The 24,519-nt window shown below is 60.4% G+C and carries 23 protein-coding genes; 9 read left to right on the forward strand and 14 right to left on the reverse strand.

Annotated features, from left to right (window positions below):
- Positions 1 to 323 precede the first annotated feature (323 nt).
- The 8 genes from Q1V60_RS16805 to gcl all read right to left on the reverse strand — a co-directional run bounded on the left by Q1V60_RS16805 (position 324) and on the right by gcl (position 9,672).
- A complete protein-coding gene (locus tag Q1V60_RS16805; RefSeq protein WP_300632519.1) occupies positions 324 to 1,328 on the reverse strand; it encodes a sulfate ABC transporter substrate-binding protein in 1,005 nt (334 codons plus the stop codon).
- Positions 1,329 to 1,425: 97 nt separating this feature from the next.
- Complete coding sequence (locus Q1V60_RS16810; protein WP_300632522.1) at positions 1,426 to 2,250, reverse strand: ion transporter; 825 nt, start codon at positions 2,248 to 2,250, stop codon at positions 1,426 to 1,428.
- 31 nt (positions 2,251 to 2,281) lie between these two features.
- Positions 2,282 to 3,157, reverse strand: coding sequence for an urea transporter (locus Q1V60_RS16815; RefSeq protein WP_300632524.1), 876 nt, complete (start codon positions 3,155 to 3,157; stop codon positions 2,282 to 2,284).
- 241 nt (positions 3,158 to 3,398) lie between these two features.
- A complete protein-coding gene (pyk, locus tag Q1V60_RS16820) occupies positions 3,399 to 4,814 on the reverse strand; it encodes a pyruvate kinase (protein WP_300632525.1) in 1,416 nt (471 codons plus the stop codon).
- A complete protein-coding gene (locus Q1V60_RS16825) occupies positions 4,804 to 6,084 on the reverse strand; it encodes a glycerate kinase (RefSeq protein ID WP_300632526.1) in 1,281 nt (426 codons plus the stop codon). Before Q1V60_RS16825 ends, pyk begins: the two co-directional genes overlap by 11 nt.
- A gap of 112 nt (positions 6,085 to 6,196) precedes the next feature.
- Positions 6,197 to 7,087 (reverse strand): 2-hydroxy-3-oxopropionate reductase, encoded by an 891-nt coding sequence (locus Q1V60_RS16830; RefSeq protein WP_300632529.1) that lies wholly within the window; start codon positions 7,085 to 7,087, stop codon positions 6,197 to 6,199.
- Between the two features lie 16 nt (positions 7,088 to 7,103).
- Positions 7,104 to 7,886 (reverse strand): hydroxypyruvate isomerase, encoded by a 783-nt coding sequence (gene hyi / locus Q1V60_RS16835; protein ID WP_300632532.1) that lies wholly within the window; start codon positions 7,884 to 7,886, stop codon positions 7,104 to 7,106.
- Between the two features lie 10 nt (positions 7,887 to 7,896).
- A complete protein-coding gene (gene gcl / locus Q1V60_RS16840; RefSeq protein ID WP_300632535.1) occupies positions 7,897 to 9,672 on the reverse strand; it encodes a glyoxylate carboligase in 1,776 nt (591 codons plus the stop codon).
- Between the two features lie 257 nt (positions 9,673 to 9,929).
- On the opposite strand from gcl, the gene Q1V60_RS16845 reads away from it, so the two are divergent.
- Positions 9,930 to 10,370, forward strand: coding sequence for a heme-binding protein (locus tag Q1V60_RS16845; protein WP_300632538.1), 441 nt, complete (start codon positions 9,930 to 9,932; stop codon positions 10,368 to 10,370).
- A 104-nt stretch (positions 10,371 to 10,474) separates the two neighbouring features.
- Here Q1V60_RS16845 and Q1V60_RS16850 read toward each other — a convergent pair whose 3' ends face one another.
- The gene (locus tag Q1V60_RS16850) at positions 10,475 to 10,933 is read right to left on the reverse strand and encodes a transposase (RefSeq protein WP_300632541.1); all 459 of its coding nucleotides are present in this window, start codon (positions 10,931 to 10,933) and stop codon (positions 10,475 to 10,477) included.
- A 209-nt stretch (positions 10,934 to 11,142) separates the two neighbouring features.
- Positions 11,143 to 11,748: a TetR/AcrR family transcriptional regulator gene (locus Q1V60_RS16855; protein ID WP_300632544.1), complete on the reverse strand. Its 606-nt coding sequence runs from the start codon at positions 11,746 to 11,748 to the stop codon at positions 11,143 to 11,145.
- A 135-nt stretch (positions 11,749 to 11,883) separates the two neighbouring features.
- Between Q1V60_RS16855 and Q1V60_RS16860 the strand changes: the two genes are divergently transcribed.
- On the forward strand, positions 11,884 to 12,798 hold the full coding sequence (locus Q1V60_RS16860) for a DUF808 domain-containing protein (RefSeq protein WP_300632547.1): 915 nt from the start codon (positions 11,884 to 11,886) through the stop codon (positions 12,796 to 12,798).
- Positions 12,799 to 13,022: 224 nt separating this feature from the next.
- On the opposite strand, the gene Q1V60_RS16865 is transcribed toward Q1V60_RS16860, so the two are convergent.
- The gene (locus Q1V60_RS16865; RefSeq protein ID WP_300632552.1) at positions 13,023 to 13,811 is read right to left on the reverse strand and encodes a VacJ family lipoprotein; all 789 of its coding nucleotides are present in this window, start codon (positions 13,809 to 13,811) and stop codon (positions 13,023 to 13,025) included.
- Positions 13,804 to 15,102 (reverse strand): serine/threonine protein kinase, encoded by a 1,299-nt coding sequence (locus Q1V60_RS16870; RefSeq protein WP_057722697.1) that lies wholly within the window; start codon positions 15,100 to 15,102, stop codon positions 13,804 to 13,806. The genes Q1V60_RS16865 and Q1V60_RS16870 overlap by 8 nt, the downstream gene beginning before the upstream one ends.
- A gap of 235 nt (positions 15,103 to 15,337) precedes the next feature.
- Between Q1V60_RS16870 and Q1V60_RS16875 the strand changes: the two genes are divergently transcribed.
- Entirely contained in the window at positions 15,338 to 15,727 is a 390-nt protein-coding gene (locus Q1V60_RS16875) for a hypothetical protein (RefSeq protein ID WP_300632555.1), read from the forward strand.
- A 102-nt stretch (positions 15,728 to 15,829) separates the two neighbouring features.
- On the opposite strand, the gene Q1V60_RS16880 is transcribed toward Q1V60_RS16875, so the two are convergent.
- On the reverse strand, positions 15,830 to 17,383 hold the full coding sequence (locus Q1V60_RS16880) for a beta (1-6) glucans synthase (protein ID WP_300632558.1): 1,554 nt from the start codon (positions 17,381 to 17,383) through the stop codon (positions 15,830 to 15,832).
- 332 nt (positions 17,384 to 17,715) lie between these two features.
- Between Q1V60_RS16880 and Q1V60_RS16885 the strand changes: the two genes are divergently transcribed.
- The 3 genes from Q1V60_RS16885 (at position 17,716) to Q1V60_RS16895 (ending at position 20,806) form a co-directional block, all read left to right on the forward strand.
- Positions 17,716 to 18,567 (forward strand): glycine betaine ABC transporter substrate-binding protein, encoded by an 852-nt coding sequence (locus Q1V60_RS16885; RefSeq protein ID WP_300632561.1) that lies wholly within the window; start codon positions 17,716 to 17,718, stop codon positions 18,565 to 18,567.
- A gap of 272 nt (positions 18,568 to 18,839) precedes the next feature.
- Complete coding sequence (locus Q1V60_RS16890) at positions 18,840 to 19,151, forward strand: DUF485 domain-containing protein (RefSeq protein WP_300632564.1); 312 nt, start codon at positions 18,840 to 18,842, stop codon at positions 19,149 to 19,151.
- Positions 19,148 to 20,806: a cation acetate symporter gene (locus tag Q1V60_RS16895; protein ID WP_300632567.1), complete on the forward strand. Its 1,659-nt coding sequence runs from the start codon at positions 19,148 to 19,150 to the stop codon at positions 20,804 to 20,806. Before Q1V60_RS16890 ends, Q1V60_RS16895 begins: the two co-directional genes overlap by 4 nt.
- A gap of 241 nt (positions 20,807 to 21,047) precedes the next feature.
- Here Q1V60_RS16895 and gltA read toward each other — a convergent pair whose 3' ends face one another.
- The gene (gltA, locus tag Q1V60_RS16900; RefSeq protein WP_003233249.1) at positions 21,048 to 22,337 is read right to left on the reverse strand and encodes a citrate synthase; all 1,290 of its coding nucleotides are present in this window, start codon (positions 22,335 to 22,337) and stop codon (positions 21,048 to 21,050) included.
- 365 nt (positions 22,338 to 22,702) lie between these two features.
- Here gltA and sdhC point away from each other — a divergent pair, with 365 nt between their 5' ends.
- The 3 genes from sdhC to Q1V60_RS16915 form a co-directional block, all read left to right on the forward strand.
- Positions 22,703 to 23,077, forward strand: a complete 375-nt coding sequence (sdhC, locus tag Q1V60_RS16905; RefSeq protein ID WP_076950479.1) for a succinate dehydrogenase, cytochrome b556 subunit — start codon at positions 22,703 to 22,705, stop codon at positions 23,075 to 23,077.
- The gene (sdhD, locus tag Q1V60_RS16910; RefSeq protein WP_003233245.1) at positions 23,071 to 23,439 is read left to right on the forward strand and encodes a succinate dehydrogenase, hydrophobic membrane anchor protein; all 369 of its coding nucleotides are present in this window, start codon (positions 23,071 to 23,073) and stop codon (positions 23,437 to 23,439) included. Before sdhC ends, sdhD begins: the two co-directional genes overlap by 7 nt.
- 3 nt (positions 23,440 to 23,442) lie before the next feature.
- Positions 23,443 to 24,519, forward strand: a 1,077-nt coding sequence (locus Q1V60_RS16915; protein ID WP_300632579.1) for an FAD-binding protein, incomplete at its 3' end; no start/stop codon positions are given.

Raw genomic sequence — 24,519 nt, forward strand, 5'->3', positions numbered from 1 at the left:
GGGGGCAAGCTCCCTCGCCACAGGTCGCAGGTTTTTCTGCTTTAGCGCTTAACTGACCGGCATTAGGGCTTGCCCGCGAAGGTGTCAGCACCGGCGAGCGGGCAAGCCCTAATGCCGGTCAGTTCAGCGCTAAAGCAGAAAAACCTGCGACCTGTGGCGAGGGAGCTTGCCCCCGTTGGGGCGCGAAGCGGCCCCAAAAATGGGACTGCTACGCAGTCCAGCGGGAGCACGCTCCCTCGCCACAGGGACCGGTTCTGTCTTAACTGACTGGCATTAAGGCAAGCCAGCTCCACACGGGACTGCATGGCTTCAGTTACAGCCGGTTATTCGCCGCTGTAGATCTGATCAAACACGCCACCATCGTTGAAGTGGGTTTTCTGCACGGTGCGCCAGTCGCCAAAGGTTTTTTCCACCGACAGGAAGTCGACTTTCGGGAAGCGGTCGGTGTACTTGGCCAGTATTGCCGGGTCACGTGGCCGCAGGTAGTTGTTGGCGGCGATTTCCTGGCCTTCCGGCGACCACAGGTATTTCAGGTAGTCTTCGGCGGCTGCGCGGGTGCCTTTCTTTTCGACCACTTTGTCCACCACCGACACCGGCGGCTCGGCTTCGGCGGAAACGCTTGGGTAGATCACTTCGAACTGATCACGCCCGAACTCACGAGCGATCATTTCCGCTTCGTTTTCAAAGGTCACCAGTACGTCGCCGATCTGGTTGGTCATGAAGGTGGTGGTGGCGGCACGGCCACCGGTGTCGAGTACTGGCGCTTGTTTGAACAGCTTGCCGACGAAGGTCTTGGCTTTTTCTTCATCACCGCCGTTCTTCAGCACATAGCCCCAGGCCGACAGGTAGGTGTAGCGGCCGTTACCCGAGGTCTTCGGGTTGGGCACGATTACCTGCACGCCATCTTTGAGCAAATCCGGCCAATCTTTCAGGGCTTTCGGGTTGCCCTTGCGCACGATAAACACAGTGGCCGAGGTGAACGGCGCGCTGTTATTGGGCAGGCGGGTGACCCAGTTGTCCGGCACCAGTTTGCCGTTGTCGGCCAGGGCGTTGATATCGGTGGCCATGTTCATGGTGATCACGTCCGCCGGCAGGCCGTCGATCACCGAGCGCGCTTGTTTGCTGGAGCCGCCGAAAGACATTTGCAGGGTGAGTTTGTCATTCGGGTGCTCGGCGTCCCAATGCTTCTGGAAGGCGGCGTTGTAGTCTTTGTAGAAATCACGCATCACGTCGTAGGAGACGTTGAGCAGGGTGACCGGTGCAGCCTGGACGGCGCCGGCCAGGGCCAGGCCGGCGGCGAGGAGAGAGGCGCTGAGAATGTTTTTCACTGCTCATTCCTTGGTGTTCGAGAGAAAGGGGGGGGGCACAATGCCAGCGACTATAGCCGGGGCCGCATAGTCGCTTAAAGATTAAAAAGATCTTTGCTTATTCCACTTTCTTGAACAGGTTGCTGCCGCAGCGTGAGCAAAATGCTGCGTTGGGCTCGTGGCTGTCCTTCTTGCACACCGGGCAGTCGGTCTGCAGTTGCGCACCGCGCATGGCACTGGCCAACTCTGCGGTGAATATCCCGGTGGGCACGGCAATAATCGAGTAACCGGTGATCATCACCAGCGAGGAAATCACCTGGCCCAACGGTGTCTTCGGCACGATATCGCCAAAGCCCACGGTTGTGAGCGTCACGATCGCCCAATAAATGCCCTTGGGAATGCTGGTGAACCCGTGTTCCGGGCCCTCGATCACATACATCAAGGTGCCGAACACGGTCACCAGGGTGCACACGCTGACCAGGAACACCACGATCTTTTGTTTGCTGCCGCGCAGCGCCGCCATCAGGTAGTTGGCCTGCTTGAGGTACGGGCTGAGCTTGAGTACGCGGAAGATCCGCAGCATGCGGATGATGCGGATAATCAGCAGATACTGCGCGTCGCTGTAGTACAGCGCGAGGATGCCGGGGACGATGGCGAGCAAATCCACCAGGCCATAAAAGCTGAAGGCATAGCGCAACGGCTTGGGCGAGCAGTAAAGCCGCAGGCCGTACTCAATCAGGAAGATAAGCGTGAAGCCCCACTCGATATACGCCAGCACGTCGGCGTAGTGCTGGTGGATTTCGTCGATGCTGTCGAGCATCACGATCACCAGGCTCGCGAGGATAATCAGCAACAGGATGCCGTCAAAGCGCCGCCCGGCGAGGGTGTCGCTTTGGAAAACCATGACGTAGAGCCGCTGGCGCCAGTCGTTGTTGCTGTCCATAAGTCCCGCTCGAATTGAATATCGGCAAAGCCTAGGGGGATTCGAACGGGCTGTCCATGCGCGGTTTGCCCAGCACTCGCTGGCTGGCGCGCACCAGCCAGCAGGCGAGAACGAATGGCGCGGTCAGCGCCGGCAGGTGCAGCGCGGCAAAACCGGGGGTGAGCATGATTGCCAGCGCTATGCCGAGCAGCGGTAACCAGGGCTGGCGACGTGCCTGGCTCAGCGCCAAAGCGGCGAGCGCCGGGTTGTAGCTGTGCAGGCCGAGCAGGGCGCCGGTGGTTTCGCCCAGCTGCAGGGCGACCAGTACGCCGACGATGGCGCCCACCAGCCCCCACAACGCGGCGCGACGGTCAGCCAGCAGCAGGCCGAGCGCGATCAAGGCCCCGGCCACGGGCTGGTCCAGCAGCATGACTTGCGCCAGGCCGATAAGCGGGGCACCGAGCACCGCCAAAGTATCGGGCTCGCTCAAGGCCAGGGGGCCTGGCGCAATGCCGCCCAGCAGCAACCAGCCAAGGCCGACAAAGGGCGCGGTGTAGGCGGGTAAGTCCTGGGGCTGAGAGGCACGCTTCAACCACTGCCGCACCAGCATTGCGCTCAAACCGCCGCACGCCAGAATCAGCGGCGGCACCATGGCCGACCAGGCAAAGTGCTGGCTGATCAACAAGCCCAGTAATACGCCGTTATAGCTATACAGCCCGGCCTGGCGTTCGACCTTGGGGTAACCCCGGCGCTGGGCCGTGAGCAAACCTGCGACGCCGCCCAATAATGCGCCGCCGAACGACGCCGGGGCACTTATAAGGATGGCCAGCAGGCACAGCAGGCCGCACAGCGGATGGCGCTGGAGAAAGATCTGGCTGAAGCCGTTGAGCAGGGCTTCGGCCCAGTCGGGGCAGGTGGGGTTGTGCATGTATTGAGTATCTGCAGGTGAATATCAATGGGTGCCGAGGGAGCTTGCTCCCGCCGGCGCGCAGCGGCCCCAGAAGACAGGCCTGCTGCGCAGTCCAGCGGGAGCAAGCTCCCTCGCCACTGGGGTCAGATGAGGGTCTCGATGCGCAGTGAGTTGGTCGTCCCCCAACTGCCCGAATGGCGGCCCCAGAAGACAGGACTGCTGCGCAGTCCAGCGGGAGCAAGCTCCCTCGCCACAGGGGTCAGATGAGGGTTTCGATGCGCAGTGAGTTGGTCGACCCCAACTGCCCGAACGGCACTCCCGCTGTAATCACCAAGGTATCCCCACGCTGCGCCATGCCTTGTGCCTGAGCGATCTCCAATGCGGTGGAACACACCTCATCGACCTGGCGCAGCCGATCATTGACCACCGAGTGCACCCCCCACGCCACGCTCAAACGCCGTGCCGTGGACAGGTTCGGCGTGAGGTTGAGGATCGGCGCCACCGGCCGCTCCCTTGCCGCGCGCAGGGTGGAGGCGCCCGACTCGCTGTAGTTCACCAGCACCGCCACCGGCAGGATGCTGCTGATACGCCGGATCGCACAGCTGATGGCGTCCGACACCGTGGCGTCCGCCCTGGGCCGGCTGACATCCAGCTGAGCCTGGTAATCCGGGCCGTTTTCCACCTGGCGAATAATCTTGCTCATCATCTGCACGGCTTCCAGCGGGTACTCGCCCGAGGCGGTTTCCGCCGACAGCATCACCGCATCGGCGCCTTCAGCCACCGCATTGGCCACGTCGGTGACTTCTGCGCGGGTCGGTGCCGGAGAGAAACGCATGGATTCGAGCATCTGTGTGGCCACGACCACCGGTTTACCCAGTTGGCGGCAGGTTTTAATAATGTCCTTCTGGATTTGCGGCACGCTTTCGGCCGGCACTTCCACGCCCAGGTCGCCTCGCGCCACCATGATCGCATCGCTCAATTCGGCGATTTCCCGCAGCCGCTGTACCGCCGAGGGCTTCTCGATCTTGGCCATCAGGAACGCCCTGTCGCCGATCAGTTCGCGGGCTTCGCGGATATCTTCCGGGCGCTGCACGAAGGACAGCGCCACCCAGTCGACGCCCAATTCCAGGCCGAAGCTCAGGTCGCGGCGGTCCTTGGCGGTGAGCGGGCTGAGTTCCAACAGCGCCTGTGGCACGTTCACGCCTTTGCGATCGGACAGCTCGCCGCCATTGAGCACGGTGGTGTCGATGGCGTCGGCATGCGTGGTGATAACGCGCAGGCGCAGCTTGCCGTCGTCCAGCAACAGGTCCATACCGGGTCGCAGTGCCGCGATGATTTCCGGGTGGGGCAGGTTGACCCGACGTTGATCGCCCGGTGTTTCATCCAGGTCCAGGCGCAGCGCCTGGCCGCGTACCAGTTGCACCTTGCCCTCGGCAAAGCGCCCGACGCGCAGCTTTGGCCCTTGCAGGTCCATGAGGATGCCCAGCGGGTAATTCAGTTGGCGTTCTACCTGGCGAATCCATTGGTAGCGCTGCGCGTGGTCGGCGTGGTCGCCGTGGCTGAAGTTGAGGCGAAAAATATTCACCCCGGCTTCCACCAGCTCGCGGATGTCATTGATCCCATCGGTGGCCGGGCCCAGGGTGGCGAGGATTTTGACCTTCTTGTCAGGCGTCATGTTTGGCGGTCTCAAGGATCAGGATGGCGCGGAAGTCGTTGACGTTGGTGCGGGTCGGTTCGGTGACGATCAAGTCGCCCAGGGCAGCGAAATAGCCGTAGCCGTTGTTGTCCTCCAGCTCGTCGCTGGCGCTCAGGCCCAGGGCTTCGGCGCGACGGTAGCTGCACGGGGTCATGATCGCGCCGGCGTTGTCTTCCGAGCCGTCGATGCCATCGGTATCGCCGGCCAGGGCATAGACGCCGGGCAGGCCCTTGAGGCTGTCGGTGAGGCTGAGCAGGAATTCCGCGTTGCGCCCGCCCCGGCCATTGCCGCGTACGGTGACGGTGGTTTCGCCGCCGGAGAGGATCACGCACGGCGCCGCCAGTGGCTGGCCGTGCTGCACGATTTGCCGGGCGATTCCAGCGTGCACTTTGGCCACGTCACGCGCTTCACCTTCGAGGTCGCCGAGGATCAGCGGGCTGAAACCGGCCTGACGCACTTTCACCGCGACTGCTTCCAGGGATTGCTGCGGCCGGGCGATCAACTGGAAGTGGCTGCGGGCGAGTAGCGGGTCGCCGGGCTTGACGGTCTCCGACGCGGGGTTCTGCAACCAGTCGCGCACCGAGGCGGGGACGTCGATGCCGTAACGCTTGAGAATCGCCAGGGCCTGTTGCGAGGTGCTGGGGTCGCCGACCGTGGGGCCCGAAGCGATCACCGTGGCCTGGTCGCCCGGCACATCGGAAATCGCGTAGGTGTAGACCGTGGCGGGCCACGCGGCTTTCGCCAACCGCCCACCCTTGATCGCCGACAGGTGCTTGCGCACGCAATTCATTTCGCCAATGGTGGCGCCGGACTTGAGCAAGGCTTTGTTGATGCTTTGCTTGTCGGCCAGGGTGATGCCTTCGGCGGGCAGGGCGAGCAAGGCGGAGCCGCCGCCGGAGAGCAGGAAGATCACGCGGTCGTCATCGTTCAGATGGCTGATCAGTTCCAGCACGCGTTTGGCCACCGCGAGGCCGGCCGCGTCGGGCACCGGATGCGCGGCCTCGACCACTTCGATTTTCTTGCACGGTGCTCCATGGCCGTAGCGGGTGACCACCAGGCCGCGGACCTCGCCCAGCCAGCAGTCCTCCACGACCAGCGCCATGGCGGCCGCGGCCTTGCCGGCGCCGATCACGATTACACGGCCGCTGCGGTCGGCGGGCAGGTAAGGTTCAAGGACTCGCCGGGGGTGAGCGGCGTCGATGGCGGTGGCAAACAGCTCGCCAAGCAGGTGTTGCGGATCGACCGACATAAGCGGGCTCCCGGGGGATTCTTGTTTTTAGGGGTGCATCGATTCCAAACGTGGAATGCCTTCAACTGTGGGAGCAAGCCTGCTCCCACATTCCACTGCATTGCTAAGCGGGTTATTCCTCGCGAATCGAGAAATTCGCCATATGCTCCAGGCCCTTGATCAGCGCCGAATGGTCCCAGTTACCGCCGCCAATGGCCGCGCAGGTGCTGAACACTTGCTGGGTGCCGGCGGTGTTCGGCAAGTTGATCCCCAACTCCTTGGCCCCGGCCAGGGCCAGGTTCAAATCCTTCTGGTGCAGGTTGATCCGAAAGCCCGGGTCAAAGGTGCCCTTGATCATGCGTTCGCCATGCACTTCGAGGATTTTCGAGGAAGCAAAGCCGCCCATCAGCGCTTCACGCACTTTAGCCGGGTCGGCGCCGTTTTTTGAGGCGAACAGCAATGCTTCGGCCACCGCCTGGATATTCAACGCCACGATGATCTGGTTGGCGACCTTGGCCGTCTGGCCGTCGCCGTTGCTGCCCACCAGGGTGATGTTCTTGCCCATCGCCTGGAACAACGGCAGCGCGCGCTCGAAGGTCTGCGGCTCGCCACCGATCATGATGCTCAGGGTGCCGGCCTTGGCGCCGACTTCACCACCGGATACTGGGGCATCGAGGTACTGCGCGCCGGTCGCGTTGATCTTCGTCGCAAACGCCTTGGTGGCGGTGGGGGAGATCGAACTCATGTCGATCACCACCTTGTTCGGCGACAGGCCGGCGGCCACGCCGTCGGCGCGAAACAGCACGTCCTCGACCTGTGGGGTGTCCGGCACCATGACGATGATGAACTCGGCTTCCTGCGCGACTTGCTGCGGGTTGGCCAGGGCCACGGCGCCGGCGCTGATCAGTTCTGCCGGTGCCTTGCCGTGGTGTTCGGAGAGAAACAGTTGGTGACCTGCTTTCTGCAGGTTCGCGGCCATGGGTTGGCCCATGATGCCGGTGCCGATAAATCCGATTTTAGCCATGAAGCAATCCTCTTTATTAGATGGCGTTGTGGGTCTTCAACCAACCCAAGCCCGCTTCGGTAGTGGTCAACGGCTTGTATTCACAGCCGACCCAACCCTGGTATCCAATGCGGTCCAAATGCTCGAACAGGAACCGGTAATTGATCTCGCCCGTCCCCGGCTCATTGCGCCCCGGGTTATCCGCCAACTGGATGTGGTTGATCTCACCCAGGTGCGCAGCCATGGTCCGCGCCAAATCACCTTCCATGATTTGCATGTGGTAGATGTCGTATTGCAGAAACAGGTTGTCACTGCCCACTTGCTCGCGAATCGCCAGGGCCTGCGCGGTGTTGTTCAGGTAGAAACCCGGAATGTCGCGGGTGTTGATCATCTCCATCACCAGCTTGATGCCCACCGCCTGCAACTTTTCGGCGGCGTACTTGAGGTTGGCGACGAAGGTTTTTTCCACGGTCTGGTCATCCACGCCTTGCGGCCGAATACCCGCCAGGCAGTTGACCTGGGTATTGCCCAGCACTTGGGCGTAGGCGATGGCCAGCTTGACCCCGGCGCGAAATTCCTCGACCCGGTCGGGGTGGCAGGCCAGGCCGCGTTCGCCTTTGGCCCAATCCCCGGCCGGCAGGTTGAACAGCACCTGGGTCAGGCCGTTGGCGTCGAGCTGCGCCTTGATGTCGGCTGAGCTGAATTCATACGGGAACAGGTATTCCACACCTTCGAAGCCGGCATCGGCGGCCGCTTTGAAGCGGGCAAGGAAATCCTGTTCGGTAAACAGCATGGACAGGTTGGCGGCAAAGCGCGGCATAGGGTTCTCCTTAATCGAGCAGGGAAATGGCGGTCGGCGCGTCGTTGCCGACCAGGGCCAGGTCTTCGAATTCATTGACGGCGTTGATCTCGGTGCCCATGGAAATATTGGTCACGCGTTCCAGAATAATCTCAACGATCACCGGCACCTTGAATTCTTCGATCATGTCCTGGGCGCGGCGCAGCGCCGGCTGGATCTGGCTCGGCTCGAACACGCGCAGCGCCTTGCAACCCAGGCCTTCGGCGACCGCGACGTGGTCCACGCCATAACCATTAAGCTCCGGTGCGTTGAGGTTGTCGAAAGACAGCTGCACGCAGTAGTCCATTTCAAAGCCGCGCTGCGCCTGGCGTATCAACCCCAGGTAGGAGTTGTTCACCACCACGTGGATATACGGCAGCTTGAATTGCGCGCCCACGGCCAGCTCTTCGATCATGAACTGGAAATCGTAGTCGCCCGACAGGGCCACCACTTTGCGGCTCGGGTCGGCCTTGACCACGCCGAGCGCCGCCGGAATGGTCCAGCCCAGGGGGCCCGCCTGGCCGCAGTTGATCCAGTGGCGTGGCTTGTACACATGCAGGAACTGCGCGCCGGCAATCTGCGACAGGCCGATGGTGCTTACGTAGCACGTGTCTTTGCCGAACACCTGGTTCATTTCTTCGTACACACGTTGCGGCTTGACCGGCACGTTGTCGAAGTGGGTCTTGCGGTGCAGGGTGGCCTTGCGCTGCTGGCACTCGTTGAGCCAGGCGCTGCGGTCCTTGAGCTTGCCGGCGGCTTTCCACTCACGGGCGACTTCAATGAACATCGTCAGCGCTGAACCGGCGTCGGACACGATGCCCAGGTCCGGGGTGAACACACGGCCAATTTGCGTGGGTTCGATGTCGACATGGATGAACGTGCGGCCTTCGGTATACACCTCCACCGAACCGGTGTGGCGGTTGGCCCAGCGGTTACCGATACCCAGTACCACATCGGACTTGAGCATCGTCGCATTGCCATAACGATGGGACGTTTGCAGGCCGACCATGCCCACCATCAGCGGGTGATCGTCGGGAATCGTGCCCCAGCCCATCAGGGTCGGGATCACGGGGATGCCCGTCAGCTCGGCGAATTCCACCAGCAACTCGCTGGCGTCAGCATTGATGACACCGCCGCCGCTCACCAGCAAAGGGCGTTCTGCCTGGTCGAGCAGGGCCAGGGCCTTTTCCACCTGGATACGTGTCGCCAGTGGCTTGGCCAGGGGCAGCGGTTGGTAGGCGTCGATGTCGAATTCGATTTCGGCCATCTGCACGTCGAACGGCAAGTCGATCAACACCGGGCCAGGGCGCCCGGAGCGCATTTCATAGAAGGCTTTCTGGAACGCGTAGGGCACTTGGCCGGGCTCCAGAACGGTGGTCGCCCACTTGGTCACCGGCTTGACGATGCTGGTGATGTCCACGGCCTGGAAGTCTTCCTTGTGCATCCGCGCACGGGGCGCTTGCCCGGTGATGCACAGGATCGGGATCGAATCGGCCGAGGCGCTGTACAGGCCGGTGACCATGTCGGTGCCCGCCGGGCCCGAGGTGCCGATGCACACGCCGATGTTGCCGGCCTTGGTGCGGGTGTAGCCCTCGGCCATGTGTGAGGCGCCTTCAACGTGGCGAGCAAGGACGTGATCGATGCCACCCACCTTCTGCAAGGCCGAATACAACGGGTTGATCGCGGCGCCTGGGATACCGAAGGCGGTATCCACCCCTTCACGGCGCATCACCAGGACGGCGGCTTCGATTGCTCTCATTTTGCTCATGGTTTTGGTGCCTCTTGCGTTTTGTAATTGTATACAAGTGGTGTCTGCGCAAAGTGTATTCACGGCGAGCAGCGCAGGTCAATGCATTTTATAAACTGGCCTTTGCGTTCGTCGGAACGACTTTTTTCGACGTATGGAAGGTTTGTGTGGAAATATTGTATACAAAAATAAATATCATTGTGTTCTATTTGTTTAATCGGGCATCTGATCAAACGGACCTCCACCGCATTCCCCAATAACAAAAGAAGGACGGCACCATGAGCGCTTTAACCTTGAAAACTGCCACCCACCTGGTCAGCCAGGCACTCGCCGCGGGCCGCACCATTGCCGCCGCGCCACTGACCATCGCAGTGCTCGACAGTGGCGGCCACTTGGTCACCCTGCAACGCGAAGACGGCGCCAGCCTGCTGCGCCCGCAGATCGCCATCGGCAAAGCCTGGGGCGCGATTGCCCTGGGCAAAGGCTCAAGGCTGCTGGCGCTGGATGCGCAGCAGCGGCCGGCATTCATCGCGGCGCTCAACAGCCTGGGGCAGGGCAGCGTGGTGCCGGCGCCGGGTGGGGTATTGATTCGAAATCAGGACGGCGTGGTGCTGGGGGCTATCGGCATCAGCGGGGATACGTCGGATATCGACGAGCAATGCGCGATCACGGCGATCGAGGGGGTGGGGTTGATGGCGGATGCGGGGGTGACGGCTTGATTCAGCGTTGACTGCCAACGCCGCTTTCGCAAGCAAGCCCCACAGTGGAAGGCATTCCCTGTGGGAGCAGGCTTGCTCACGAAAGGGGCAACTCGGTACTGGCCCTATACCCAAACAGCATCCCACAATGGATAGTCGCCAAGTCGCTCTACCAATTTGGCCCGCAGAGGGTTGGCCACAACATACCTGGCCATCTTCATCAGATCATCCTCCTTGCGCAGCGCCTGGTCATGAAAGCCGGGTTGCCACAGCCTGCCTTTGCGCCCGGTAGCGCCGTTTACATTCCGGGTACTCTTGGACTTCACCTGACACATCAGGTCTGCCAACGAACCTTTTTGCAATTCGACCAACCAGTGGAAATGGTCTGGCATCACTACCCAGGCCAGAGAGGTTGCCAGCCCCTGGTAGTGGGCGAGTCTGAATTGCCAGACCACCAGACGACCCAGATGAAAGTCACTGAACACGGGGACGCGGTTGTGGGTATTTGTGGTGATCAAGTAAACGCGATTCGGCTCGCTGTACCTTCCGATCCGCAGGCTATATGAGGTGACTAGATCCGGCATTCCTTGGCCTCTCTTCAGTGGGGGTTCTGAGAGGCTAGATCTGAAGGGCCGGGGTTGAGTGGCTGGCTTTTGGCAGGATGTGTCAGGGAGGGCGCTTTCGCGAGCAAGCCCGCCCCCACAGGGGATTTGTGCGGTTTATACACTGTGTTTCCGGCACTACTACCTGTGGGAGCGGGCTTGCTCGCGAATAGCAGCAGCACCGCGATGCATCAGTCCGGCTCACACCCTTTAAGCACCAACCGGGTAATCGTCCGCGCCGCCGCTTCGTAATCCGCTTCGTCCAGCTTTGCCTTGCCGGTTACCGCCGAGATCTGCCAGTCGAAATCGGCATAGGTTTGCGTGGCGGCCCAGATGCTGAACATCAGGTGATTGGGTTCAATTGCCGCGATCAGGCCACGATCGACCCAGCTCTGGATGCAGTCGATATTGTGTTTGGCCTGGGCATTGAGCTGTTCGACCTGCTCGGCGCTGAGGTGCGGGGCGCCGTGCATGATTTCGCTGGCGAACACTTTGGAGGCAAACGGCAGGTCGCGGGAGATGCGGATTTTCGAGCGGATGTAGTTGCTCAACACTTCCTTGGGCTCGCCGTCTGGGTTGAACGGCGTGGAAGCGGCCAGGATCGGCTCAATAATGCTTTCGAGCACCTCGCGGTAGAGGTTGTCCTTGGATTTGAAGTAATAGTAGACGTTGGGCTTGGGCAGCCCGGCCTTGGCGGCGATGTCGCTGGTTTTGGTCGCGGCGAAGCCCTTGTCGGCAAACTCCTCGCTGGCCGCCCGCAGGATTTTTTCTTTGTTGCGCTCGCGAATGGTGCTCATAAACCAGGAACTTCCTTGCCATGACAGGCGGTTGCGCATGGTAGCACCGGCCATCCGCGCGTCTCAACAATGTGCCCGCAAAGCGTTGCGCCGCGCTATGCTCGCGTCATCTCTCACTTAGCGGATACCCGGTTCATGGCAGGAAGCAGCTTGTTGGTTTTGCTCGACGATATCGCCGCAGTACTCGATGACGTTGCACTGATGACAAAAATGGCGGCGAAGAAGACGTCGGGCGTGCTCGGCGATGACTTGGCGCTCAATGCCCAGCAAGTCTCCGGGGTGCGTGCCGAGCGGGAAATTCCCGTGGTGTGGGCGGTGGCCAAGGGGTCGTTCGTCAACAAGTTGATCCTGGTGCCGACTGCTTTGTTGATCAGCGCCTTTGCCCCTTGGGCAGTGACGCCGCTGTTGATGCTGGGCGGCGCCTACCTGTGTTTCGAAGGTTTCGAAAAACTTGCCCACAAGTTTCTGCACAGCAAGGATGAAGACCAGGCCCAACACATGCAGTTAACCGAAGCGGTGGCCGACCCGGCGACTGACCTGGTGGCCTTCGAAAAGGACAAGATCAAAGGCGCGATCCGTACCGACTTCATTCTATCGGCCGAAATCATCGCTATCACCCTGGGTATCGTGGCCGATGCGGCGTTGACGCAGCAGGTGATCGTGCTGTCGGGTATCGCCATCGTCATGACCGCCGGCGTTTATGGGCTGGTGGCGGGCATCGTCAAGCTCGACGACTTGGGGTTGTGGCTGACACAGAAACCGGGGCAAGTGGCGCGCAGTGTTGGCGGCGCCATCCTGAGTGCCGCGCCTTACATGATGAAGAGCCTGTCGGTGATCGGTACGGCGGCGATGTTCATGGTCGGCGGCGGCATTCTGACCCATGGCGTGCCGGTGGTGCATCACTGGATCGAAACCGTGAGCCAAAGCAGCGGGGCGCTGGCGTGGTTGATGCCGACGTTGTTGAATGCGATAGCGGGGATTATTGCAGGGGCCGTTGTGTTGGTCGTCGTTCAGACACTTGGCAAGCTCTGGCGAGTCGCGAAGCGCTGATTGGTTCGCATTGAGTGATTCCACATCACGGGGGCGTATGCACTTTGGTTTTTGATACCGGCCGCTGGTTTTATATGGTGTCCATCCAGTTGTTCACTCAGGGGCGCTAAGGGGGGATAACGATTACGGTGTGCCTCCTGGTAAAAATGTCAGCTGAGTAACTGAGTAAGCCAGTGCAATAAAAAAGGCCATTCGATTGAATGGCCTTTTTTTGTGGTCGCTGTTTACTCGGCGATCTGCAACTTGCGTGATTCGGTGTAGATATACCGCACCTTCTCATACTCGAACGGCGAGTTCATCTGCCCATAACGGAAGCTGGTCTGATAGCGCTTGTCGACGGCGCGCAGGGCCCAGATTTCCGGGTGGTTGGAGCTGACTTCGGACACGTTGAGGAAGTTGATCTGCGATTCTGCGGTGTAGTCCACCAGCAAGCCGCCGGTGTCGCGCAGGTTCGACGGGCCGAGGATCGGCAGCATTACATAGGCGCCGCCCGGCACGCCGTAGAAGCCCAGGGTCTGACCGAAGTCTTCGCTCTGGCGCGGCAGGCCCATGGCGGTGGCCGGGTCCCACAGGCCGGCGATGCCGATGGTGGTGTTGACCAGCAGGCGTCCGGTGGTTTCCAGGGAACGATGGCCCTTGAGTTGCAGCAGGCTGTTCAACAGGTTGGGCACGTCGCCCAGGTTGTTGAAGAAATTGCTCACGCCGGTGCGCAGGAAGCTTGGGGTGACGTAGCGGTAACCGTCCACCACCGGCAGGAACACCCACTGGTCGAAGCGATAGTTGAAGTGGTAAACGCGGCGGTTCCACGACTCCAGCGGGTCGTAGACGTTCAGCGCGGTCAGCGACGAGCGTTCGAATTCACGCTGGTCCAGGCCGGCGTTGAACTTGAGTTTGGTCAACGGTTCCTTGAAACCGTCGGCATCGACCTTGACCGGTTCGCGGGCCTTGCTGTTGTCGGCATTGGCCACGCCCGCGCACATCAGTGCGGCAAGCAGCAGAAGATATTTAGCCACGGAAGAACTCCAGCATGGCGTCGGCGTTGACGCGGTAATTGAGGTTGCCGCAGTGGCCGCCCAGTGGGTAGACGGTCAAGCGATCGCCGAAGGTTTTACGCAGGAAACCCAAGTCGCCCGGGCCGAGGATCACGTCGTCGGCGTTGTGCATCACAGCGATCTTCGGGCTGGCGTGCAGGTAGTCCTTGAGCGCATACAGGCTTACCTGGTCCACCAGTTGCAGCAGACTGCCGCCGTCGGAACGGGCGCGCCACATCGGGATCACCTGTTCGGTGAGGTAGCAGTCGAAGTCGCATTGCAAGGCTCGCTTGAGGAACGGCGTGAGGCTGGTGCCTTCGGTGATCGGGTACTTCGGCGGGATGATCAGGCCGCGGCGGTTGATCAGGTCCGAGGTAAAGGCGATGTCGGCGGCAGAGAAGCGGAACGAGGTGCCGATCAGCATGGCCATCTGTTCGTTGGTCAGGTGCTGCTTCGATTGCTGGAAGTCGTAGAGCAGGGCGTCATTGAGGTCGATGTAGCCCTTCTGCTGGAAGTAGCGGGTCAGCTTGCTCAACACCAGTTCATAGAAGGTGGTGGTGTTGTTGATGCCCTTGACCTCGGTCTGTACCAGCTTGTCGAGGTTGGTGATCGACGTGTAGAGGTTGACCGGCGGGTTCAGCAGCAGCACTTTCTTGAAGTTGAAGCTGCGACGGGTTTCGTCGAGCTTGCTGACAAAGGCTGCATCCAGAGCGCCCAGGCTGTAGCCGGTGAGGTAGAAGTCGGTGACCGGCAACGAAGCATTCTGCGCGCGCACGGCTTGCATCACGCGGTACATGTCTTCTGCGTCTTCCTGGGTGATGCCCGGGGTGGCGAAGCGCGACGCGGCGCTGATGAAGTCGAAGCTGGTCGGCGATGACAACTGCACTACGTGGTAGCCGGCCTGGTAATACAGTTTCTTCAGGTATTCGTTGATGCTGCTGTCAAACCGCGCACCGGTGCCGGCGATCAGGAATATCAGCGGCGCGGCGCGGTCCTGCTTGGCGATGCGGTAGGTGAGTTTCTTCACCGCCCAGAAGTTGTCCGGCAGGCTGAACTCGCGCTCGGGGCGCATGTTCAGGGTGTAATCGGATTGATTGATCTCGTCGTCAGTCGGCAAGGTGGGCCGGAGATCGGGAGGAGTGGTGGCAATGGTCGCTTCGAACGGGTTCGTCAAAGGGTAGCCATAGCTGGCCTGGTCGATATCGACGGCCAGTGCTGACGCACTCAAAAAAAGGCTGCCCAGTAAGGCAGCACAGCGCAAGGAACGGAGCATGACTTAATCCCTAAGAGGAAAGGTGCTGAATGAAATTCGCAGGCTATGACCACCGCGTTGCCACCGAAGTGCCAGCCCTCGGCACGAAAAATCGGAAAAAAACGTCGGAAACGGAGTAATAGCTGGCAGAAGATACACTTTGCCACGCATTGATGAACAGATATCTGCGCAGACACCTTGCTAACGGCCGTTGTGGGATTAAGCTGAGCGCCGTTTTTGCCTATCGGAGTGCCTCATGTCCCGTCGTTTGCCATTGATCCTGCTGCTTATCGCCCTGCCGTTATGGCTGGCGGCCAGTTACGCCGCCCGTTATGGCTTCTTGGAGGGCGGGCAGTGGGTCGGCATTTGTGCTGATGAGGCCGGCCGCTGGGAATGCCAGGTGCGTTCGAGCCTTGGCTTGATGATCCATTTCAACCTATTGGGCTGGGCGGCCCTGATTACATCGGTGCTGGGTTTTTGCATACCGGGGCGCGCGGGGTGGGGCTTGGCGATATTGGGGTTGGTGTTCGGGTTTCCGGCACTGGCGCTGCACAACACCACGTTTGCGGCGTTTGCACTGGTGATGGCGGGGCTGCGGTTGGTGAGGAAGCCTCGCACCGTCCGGCAGGGCCTCTTCCCTGTATGAGCGAGCTTGCTCGCGAGGTCGTTAACGGTGATGCGGGGCACTTGATGCCCCGCATTGTTCTGACGTTTTTCGCGAGCAAGCCCGCTCCTACAGGTGATCGAATTAAGCCTTGCGCACCCGCAGGCAACGCCACAGGGCTGCAACCATAAGCAGGCTGACCACCGCCCAACCCCACGCCTGTTGATTCAACAGTCCTTCCCGGAACAGCTGCGGCGCAATGCCGACGCCGATAAGGAAGGCCAGCAACGCAATCTCCCGACGCGGCCCGCTCACCGGGCGAACCAGGTACACCAGGGCCGGCAACACCAGTGCCGCGCTTGGGAAGCTGCGATAACGCGGGTCAAACACCAGCGCCAGCATCATCACCGCGCCGGCAAACCCGGCAATCGCTACCAGCCAGCCCGCACGTTGCTGCAGCCAGTTGAATGCCCGCTCACGCCAGCCTTCCCGCGCGCTGAGTGCCAGTGCGGCGTGGGCCAGTACCAGCAGGTTCAGCGCGACCAGCAAGCCTGCCCACACCCATTCATCATTAGAGCGCGCGGTGACGCGGGTCAGTTCGGCCCAGGTGCCGATGGAGCAAGCGGCGACCGCACCCAGTAAAGGCAGGGCAATGGCCGTACGAACTGTACGGACCCGCCCGCCGAGCAACAACGTCCCCAACAGAATCATCCCGCCGACGCCGAGCCACAGCGGCCAGTGCGGCACGTTGGTTACCGGCCCTGCGAGGACGCCCTTGTCCTGGCGGTCGGCATCGAACAGGCCCCAGTAACCGCCCACGGCTCCCTCACTGGCGCGCTTCCAGGGCTGGTCAAAGGCTTCAATGAGGTTGTAGCGCCAGCCATTGGCTTCTGCCATGGCGACAAAGCCGCGTATGAACCTGGCTTCATTGACCCGGTTCGGCACGGCGGTTTCGCGCTGGCGTCCTTCACTGGGCCAGCCGGTTTCGCCGATCAGTATGTCTTTGGGCGCGAACTTGTGGCCGAAGGTCTGGCGTATATCGCCTACTTGCTTGAGCGCCTGGTCGATGCCGGATGGCTCATCTTCCCAGTACGGCAGCAGGTGAATGGTCAGAAAGTCCACCGCCGGGGCGATTTCCGGGTATTGCAACCATAATGCCCACACATCGGCGTAGGTGACCGGCTGCTTGATCTGGCGTTTTACGGTCTGGATCAGCGTCATCAGCTGTTTGGCGGTGACTTCCTTGCGCAGCAGCGCTTCGTTGCCGACGATGACCGAGGTCACCACGTCCGGGTTGGCATTGGCTGCGGCGATCAACTCGTCGATTTCCTTTTGAGTCGCCACCGGGTCGCTGTTCACCCAGGCACCGGCCATCACCTTCAGCCCATGTTTGCGCGCCATCTGCGGCAAAGCTTCCAGGCCGGTCATGGAATACGTGCGCACGCATTCAAAGCGTGTGGCCAGCAGGGCCAGGTCGGCGTCCATGCGCTCGGGACGCAGCGTGAACGGCTGGTCGTACGGCGACTGGTCCTTGTCGAAGGGCGTATAGGACGCACATTGCAGCTTGTGGCTGGCGCTTGCCACATCCGGCAGCACCACTGCTCGGCCGAGGCCATACCAGTAGCCGACTAGGGCGAGAACGCCAAGGATGAGGGCAAAAAAATAGGGCAGGGCAGGGAAGCGGGCAGTCGCGGGCATGGTCGGCTTATCTGGGGGAGCAAAGGCGCGCATCTTACCCGTAAATGTCACGTTCCAGTGGGCCTGCATGATTTTGACAGGCAAAGTTCGGGCGGGATTTTGTCGGTAATTCCTGCAAAACGTTCTGCTGGCGATGTGATGTCGTTTCTTGCTCAACCAAGGTCGCTGACAGAGCAGGGCAAAGGTCTATGCAGGTTGATGATAAAACTGTCAGTACTCCACTGATGCTTCAGCAGCCGGATCGATGCGCGTGAAGGGGGCGCGGTGCACCATATAACAACAGGTTGACGTCGCTCGGCATTCGCCGGGCGCAGCACTTTCGGGGAAGTACTATGAAGATGCGACGACTCTTGGGCGCAGCTGCCACTCTGGTAGTTGCGATGGGCTCCACACTGGCCAGTGCCGACAGCAAAACCCTGAGCATCGGTTATGTGGATGGTTGGTCCGACAGCGTTGCCACCACCCATGTGGCGGCAGAAGTGATCAAGCAAAAGCTCGGTTATGACGTAAAACTGCAAGCGGTCGCCACCGGGATCATGTGGCAGGGTGTGGCCACCGGCAAGCTCGACGCCATGCTGTCCGCCTGGCTGCCGGTGACCCACGGTGAATACTGGACCAAGAACAAGGACAAGGTGGTCGACTACGGCCCCAACTTCAAGGACGCAAAAATTGGTTTGATCGTGCCGGAGTACGTCAAGGCCAAGTCCATTGAAGACCTCAAGACCGACACCACCTTCAAGAACAAGATCGTCGGTATCGACGCCGGTTCAGGCGTGATGCTCAAGACCGACGAAGCCATCAAGCAATACGGCCTCGACTACAAGCTGCAAGCCAGCTCGGGTGCGGCGATGATCGCCGAACTGACCCGTGCCGAAGACAAGCAGGACTCCATTGCCGTGACCGGTTGGGTGCCGCACTGGATGTTCGCCAAGTGGAAACTGCGGTTCCTGGATGACCCGAAAGGGGTTTATGGTGCTGCTGAAACCGTCAACAGCATCGGCAGCAAGGGCCTGGAGCAGAAGGCCCCGGAAGTCGTGGCTTTCCTGAAGAAGTTCCAGTGGGCCTCCAAGGATGAAATCGGTGAAGTCATGCTCGCTATCCAGGAAGGCGCCAAGCCGGATGCCGCAGCCAAGGATTGGGTAGCCAAGCACCCTGAGCGCGTTGCCGAGTGGACCGCTAAATAACACGGTAAAAACTGTAGGAGCGAGCTTGCTCGCGAAGAACATCAACCGTAACGCGTGCATCCTGGATGCACGCGGTGCCTGTGAGTTTTTCGCGAGCAAGCTCGCTCCTACAGTGATTCGTACCCCGGCACATCCCCCTGCAAATGTTTCTGCGCCCTCACAAACCCTCGCTACACTCGATCTACTACTAAGGTCGTCTGGAACCCTTTCCACAGCCGCATACAGTGGCTACGTTCCAATAATAAAAAAGCTGTGCTGCGAGGATAAAAACAATGAACGACAGCATTTACCTCTCGATTCAAAACAGCCCGCGTTTCAAGGAGCTGGTAAGAAAAAGGGAACGGTTCGCCTGGATTCTCTCGGCGATCATGCTAGGGCTTTACTCCGCTTTCATCCTGTTGATCGCCTACGGGCCACAAGTGCTGGGGACCAAGATAAGCCCCGGTTCTTCGATTACCTGGGGCATTCCCCTGGGCGTCGGACTGATTGTGTCCGCCTTCATCCTGACCGGCATCTACGTGCGACGGGCCAATGGCGAATTTGACGACCTGAACAATGCGATTCTCAAGGAGGCTGCGCAATGATCCGGCGTCTATTGGCAGTATTCGGCGCTTCGCTTTTCGCCCCGGCCGTCTGGGCGGCGGACGCATTGACCGGAGCAGTGCAAAAGCAACCCCTGAACATCTCGGCCATCGTGATGTTTGTTGCGTTTGTGGGGGCCACCCTGTGCATCACCTACTGGGCATCCAAGCGCAACAATTCGGCGGCCGACTACTACGCGGCAGGCGGCAAGATCACCGGTTTCCAGAACGGCTTGGCGATTGCCGGCGACTATATGTCGGCGGCGTCCTTCCTGGGGATTTCCGCACTGGTCTACACCTCCGGCTACGACGGCCTGATCTACTCGATCGGCTTCCTGGTGGGCTGGCCGATCATTTTGTTCCTGATCGCCGAGCGCCTGCGTAACCTGGGTAAATACACCTTCGCCGACGTGGCCTCCTACCGCCTTGGGCAAACCCAGATCCGCAGCCTGTCGGCGTGTGGCTCGCTGGTGGTGGTGGCGTTCTACCTGATCGCGCAGATGGTCGGCGCGGGCAAGCTGATCCAGCTGCTGTTCGGCCTCGACTACCATGTTGCGGTGATCCTGGTGGGTATCCTGATGTGCATGTACGTGTTGTTCGGCGGCATGCTGGCGACCACCTGGGTGCAGATCATCAAGGCGGTGTTGCTGCTGTCCGGTGCCTCGTTCATGGCGCTGATGGTCATGAAGCACGTCAACTTCGACTTCAACATGCTGTTTTCCGAGGCGATCAAGGTTCACCCTAAAGGTGAAGCGATCATGAGCCCCGGCGGCCTGGTGAAAGACCCGGTCTCGGCGTTCTCCCTGGGCCTTGCACTGATGTTCGGTACTGCGGGCCTGCCGCATATCCTGATGCGCTTCTTCACCGTGAGCGATGCCAAGGAAGCGCGTAAGAGCGTGCTGTATGCCACAGGCTTCATCGGTTACTTCTACATCCTGACCTTTATCATCGGCTTCGGCGCGATCCTGCTGGTCAGCACCAACCCGGCGTTCAAGGATGCTGCAGGCGCCTTGCTGGGCGGCAACAACATGGCGGCGGTGCACCTGGCCGACGCGGTGGGTGGCAGTATCTTCCTGGGCTTCATCTCGGCCGTGGCGTTTGCCACCATTCTGGCAGTGGTTGCCGGCTTGACCCTGGCGGGTGCTTCGGCGGTGTCCCATGACCTGTACGCCAGCGTGATCAAGAAGGGCAAGGCCAACGACAAGGATGAGATTCGTGTCTCGAAGATCACCACCATCGCCTTGGCGGCGCTGGCGATCGGCTTGGGCATCCTGTTCGAAAGCCAGAACATCGCGTTCATGGTCGGCCTGGCGTTCTCGATTGCCGCCAGTTGTAACTTCCCGGTGCTGTTGCTCTCCATGTACTGGAAGAACCTCACCACCCGTGGCGCAATGATCGGCGGCTGGCTGGGCTTGGTCAGTGCCGTCGGCCTGATGATCCTGGGCCCGACCATCTGGGTCTCGATCCTGCACCACGAAAAAGCCATCTTCCCGTATGAATACCCGGCGCTGTTCTCGATGATCATTGCGTTCGTCGGCATCTGGTTCTTCTCCATCACCGACAAATCGGCGGCGGCAGAGAAAGAGCGTGCGCTGTTCTTCCCGCAGTTTGTGCGTTCGCAAACTGGCCTGGGGGCGAGCGGGGCGGTTAATCACTAAGGTTGTCGCTGGATAAGACATGCCCCGGTCGAAAGGCCGGGGCATTTTTTTGCCTGGAGTAATGTGTTGGCTGTGCCAATGCCTTCGCGAGCAAGCCCGCTTCTACAGTTGGCTGCATTGCAACTGATGTACTCGGTCAACTGTGGGGGCGGGCTTGCTGGCGAAAGCGGCAGGCCAGACAACACAAACAAAAACGGCCTCCACTAAGGGAGGCCGTTCTCAGTACAGCTAAGCCAAGTGCTTACTTGCGATCTTCCAGCTTGGTAATGTCACGCGACTCGTAGCCGGTGTACAGCTGGCGCGGGCGGCCAATCTTGTACGGGCTCGAGAGCATTTCCTTCCAGTGGGAGATCCAGCCCACGGTCCGCGCCAGGGCGAAGATCACGGTGAACATGCTGGTTGGAATGCCGATCGCCTTGAGGATGATCCCCGAGTAGAAGTCGACGTTCGGGTACAGCGAGCGTTCGATGAAGTACGGGTCGGTCAGGGCGATCTCTTCCAGGCGCATGGCCAGTTCGAGTTGCGGATCGTTCTTGATGCCCAGCTCTTTCAGCACTTCGTCGCAGGTCTGCTTCATCACGGTGGCGCGCGGGTCGCGGTTCTTGTAGACCCGGTGACCGAAGCCCATCAACTTGAACGGATCGTTCTTGTCCTTGGCCTTGGCGATGAATGTGTCGATGTTCGAGACATCGCCGATTTCATCGAGCATGGTCAATACGGCTTCGTTCGCACCGCCGTGGGCAGGGCCCCACAGTGCGGCGATGCCGGCAGCGATACAGGCGAACGGGTTGGCGCCCGAAGAGCCGGCCAGGCGCACGGTAGAGGTCGATGCGTTCTGCTCGTGGTCGGCATGGAGGATGAAGATCCGGTCCATGGCCTTGGCGAGCACCGGGCTGATCGGTTTGATCTCGCACGGGGTGTTGAACATCATGTGCAGGAAGTTTTCCGCGTACGTCAGGTCGTTGCGCGGGTACATCATGGGTTGGCCCATGGAGTACTTGTAAACCATTGCGGCCAGGGTCGGCATCTTGGCAACCAGGCGGATCGCGGAAATTTCGCGATGCTGCGGGTTATTGATGTCGAGGGAGTCGTGATAGAAGGCCGACAGGGCGCCAACCACGCCGCACATGACGGCCATCGGGTGGGCGTCGCGACGGAAGCCGTTGAAGAAGGTCTTCAACTGCTCGTGAACCATGGTGTGGTTCTTCACGGTGCTGACGAACTGGGCTTTCTGCTCGGCTGTCGGCAATTCGCCATTTAGCAGCAGGTAGCAGGTTTCCAGGTAGTCCGACTGTTCGGCGAGTTGCTCGATCGGGTAGCCGCGGTGAAGCAGAATGCCATTGTCGCCATCGATATAGGTGATCTTCGACTCGCAAGAGGCGGTCGACATGAAGCCTGGGTCGAAAGTGAAACGGCCCGTGGCCGTCAGGCCCCGTACGTCGATAACATCGGGACCAACGGTGCCGGTTAAAATGGGCAGCTCGACGGGGGCTGCGCCCTCGATGATCAACTGCGCTTTTTTGTCAGCCATGTGGCCTCCTATTTATGCTTCAAATCATCAGACAGACCCCCCACGCAGGGCCCGCACCACTATAGTGAGATAAATTCAGATGTCAATTTGCCTAAAGTCTTGCTCCAGAAGGCTTTAACCGTACTTTTTCGTCGAAATTGCCTGCCGTTTACGCCTTTTATCCCGCCAGCGCAATCAGCTATTAGGGTGAGGTGTGCGCGTTGTCATTAGTAACCTAACTGTCTATACTCGGCCACCGACCGCCAAGGGCTTTTGGGCTTGCTTTCATTGGGGGTCGCACTCCCTGGGTGGTGCTTACCTGACCAGTCGCACTCCCCAACAACTTTGCCCTGATTGTTAGGGGCTCTTCAGTGTGAAAAAAAGCCGTGAATAGCCAACGACCTGTAAACCTAGACCTAAGGACCATCAAACTCCCCATCACCGGCGTTACGTCGTTCCTGCACCGTGTTTCCGGCATCATCCTGTTCCTGGGCCTGGGTATCATGCTTTACGCATTGAGCAAATCCCTGGGTTCCGAGGAAGGTTTTGCCGAGGTGAAGGCATATTTGACCAGCCCGCTGGCCAAGTTCGTAGCATGGGGCCTCCTGTCCGCTCTGCTGTATCACCTGGTAGCCGGCGTGCGCCACTTGATCATGGACATGGGCATCGGTGAGACGCTGGAAGGCGGCCGCCTGGGCTCGAAAATCATCATCGCCATTTCCGTGGTGCTGATCGTTCTGGCAGGAGTTTGGATATGGTAACCAGCGTAACGAATCTGTCGCGTTCGGGCCTCTATGACTGGATGGCACAGCGTGTGTCTGCGGTCGTTCTCGCGGCTTATTTCATTTTCCTGATCGGATACCTCGTCGCAAACCCGGGCATCGGCTATGAGCAATGGCACGGCCTGTTCGCCCACAATGCGATGCGAATCTTCAGTCTGCTGGCCCTTGTGGCCCTGGGCGCTCACGCCTGGGTCGGCATGTGGACTATCGCGACCGACTACCTGACGCCAATGGCGCTGGGCAAGTCCGCGACCGCAGTACGTTTCCTCTTCCAGGCAGTATGCGGCATCGCGATGTTCGCTTACTTCGTCTGGGGTGTGCAGATTCTTTGGGGTATCTGATTCATGGCTAACATTCCTACTATTTCATTCGACGCCATCATTATTGGTGGTGGCGGTGCCGGCATGCGCGCTGCGCTGCAGCTGGCCCAGGGTGGCCACAAGACCGCCGTGATCACCAAGGTGTTCCCGACGCGTTCGCACACCGTATCGGCCCAGGGTGGCATTACCTGCGCGATCGCCTCCGCCGACCCGAACGATGACTGGCGCTGGCACATGTACGATACCGTCAAGGGTTCCGACTACATCGGTGACCAGGATGCTATCGAATACATGTGTCAGGAAGGCCCGGCCGCGGTGTTCGAGCTGGACCACATGGGTTTGCCGTTCTCGCGTACCGAGCAAGGCCGTATCTACCAGCGTCCATTCGGCGGCCAGTCGAAGGATTACGGTAAAGGTGGCCAGGCTGCCCGTACCTGCGCCGCGTCCGACCGTACCGGTCACGCGCTGCTGCACACCCTTTATCAGGGCAACCTGAAAGCCGGTACCACGTTCCTGAACGAGTACTACGCGGTGGACCTGGTGAAGAACGCCGATGGCGCCTTCGTCGGCGTGATCGCCATTTGCATCGAAACCGGTGAAACCACCTACATCCGCGCCAAGGCCACCGTGCTGGCGACCGGCGGTGCTGGCCGTATCTATGCGTCGACCACCAATGCCCTGATCAACACCGGTGACGGCGTCGGCATGGCCCTGCGTGCGGGCGTGCCGGTACAAGACATCGAAATGTGGCAGTTCCACCCGACCGGCATCGCCGGCGCCGGTGTACTGGTGACCGAAGGTTGCCGTGGTGAAGGTGGTTACCTGATCAACAAGCACGGCGAGCGTTTCATGGAGCGTTATGCTCCGAACGCGAAAGACCTTGCAGGTCGTGACGTGGTTGCCCGTTCGATGGTCAAGGAAATCATCGCCGGCAACGGTTGCGGTCCGAATGGCGACCACGTGATGCTCAAGCTCGACCACCTGGGCGAGGAAGTGCTGCACAGCCGTCTGCCAGGCATCTGCGAACTGTCGAAGACTTTCGCTCACGTTGACCCGGTGGTTGCTCCGGTTCCGGTTGTGCCGACCTGCCACTACATGATA

The organism is Pseudomonas sp. (genome assembly GCF_030147005.1).
Lineage (GTDB): Bacteria > Pseudomonadota > Gammaproteobacteria > Pseudomonadales > Pseudomonadaceae > Aquipseudomonas.

Coding starts and splice junctions, on each gene's coding strand:
- pyk (WP_300632525.1), bottom strand. CDS start 4,814: ATGACGCCTGACAAGAAGGTCAAAATCCTCGCCACCCTGGGCCCGGCC.
- Q1V60_RS16895 (WP_300632567.1), top strand. CDS start 19,148: ATGATCCGGCGTCTATTGGCAGTATTCGGCGCTTCGCTTTTCGCCCCG.
- sdhD (WP_003233245.1), top strand. CDS start 23,071: ATGGTAACCAGCGTAACGAATCTGTCGCGTTCGGGCCTCTATGACTGG.
- Q1V60_RS16825 (WP_300632526.1), bottom strand. CDS start 6,084: ATGTCGGTCGATCCGCAACACCTGCTTGGCGAGCTGTTTGCCACCGCC.
- Q1V60_RS16870 (WP_057722697.1), bottom strand. CDS start 15,102: ATGCTCCGTTCCTTGCGCTGTGCTGCCTTACTGGGCAGCCTTTTTTTG.
- hyi (WP_300632532.1), bottom strand. CDS start 7,886: ATGCCGCGCTTTGCCGCCAACCTGTCCATGCTGTTTACCGAACAGGAT.
- Q1V60_RS16855 (WP_300632544.1), bottom strand. CDS start 11,748: ATGAGCACCATTCGCGAGCGCAACAAAGAAAAAATCCTGCGGGCGGCC.
- Q1V60_RS16815 (WP_300632524.1), bottom strand. CDS start 3,157: ATGCACAACCCCACCTGCCCCGACTGGGCCGAAGCCCTGCTCAACGGC.
- Q1V60_RS16845 (WP_300632538.1), top strand. CDS start 9,930: ATGAGCGCTTTAACCTTGAAAACTGCCACCCACCTGGTCAGCCAGGCA.
- Q1V60_RS16860 (WP_300632547.1), top strand. CDS start 11,884: ATGGCAGGAAGCAGCTTGTTGGTTTTGCTCGACGATATCGCCGCAGTA.
- gcl (WP_300632535.1), bottom strand. CDS start 9,672: ATGAGCAAAATGAGAGCAATCGAAGCCGCCGTCCTGGTGATGCGCCGT.
- Q1V60_RS16830 (WP_300632529.1), bottom strand. CDS start 7,087: ATGGCTAAAATCGGATTTATCGGCACCGGCATCATGGGCCAACCCATG.
- Q1V60_RS16810 (WP_300632522.1), bottom strand. CDS start 2,250: ATGGACAGCAACAACGACTGGCGCCAGCGGCTCTACGTCATGGTTTTC.
- Q1V60_RS16875 (WP_300632555.1), top strand. CDS start 15,338: ATGTCCCGTCGTTTGCCATTGATCCTGCTGCTTATCGCCCTGCCGTTA.
- gltA (WP_003233249.1), bottom strand. CDS start 22,337: ATGGCTGACAAAAAAGCGCAGTTGATCATCGAGGGCGCAGCCCCCGTC.
- Q1V60_RS16850 (WP_300632541.1), bottom strand. CDS start 10,933: ATGCCGGATCTAGTCACCTCATATAGCCTGCGGATCGGAAGGTACAGC.
- Q1V60_RS16880 (WP_300632558.1), bottom strand. CDS start 17,383: ATGCCCGCGACTGCCCGCTTCCCTGCCCTGCCCTATTTTTTTGCCCTC.
- Q1V60_RS16890 (WP_300632564.1), top strand. CDS start 18,840: ATGAACGACAGCATTTACCTCTCGATTCAAAACAGCCCGCGTTTCAAG.
- Q1V60_RS16885 (WP_300632561.1), top strand. CDS start 17,716: ATGAAGATGCGACGACTCTTGGGCGCAGCTGCCACTCTGGTAGTTGCG.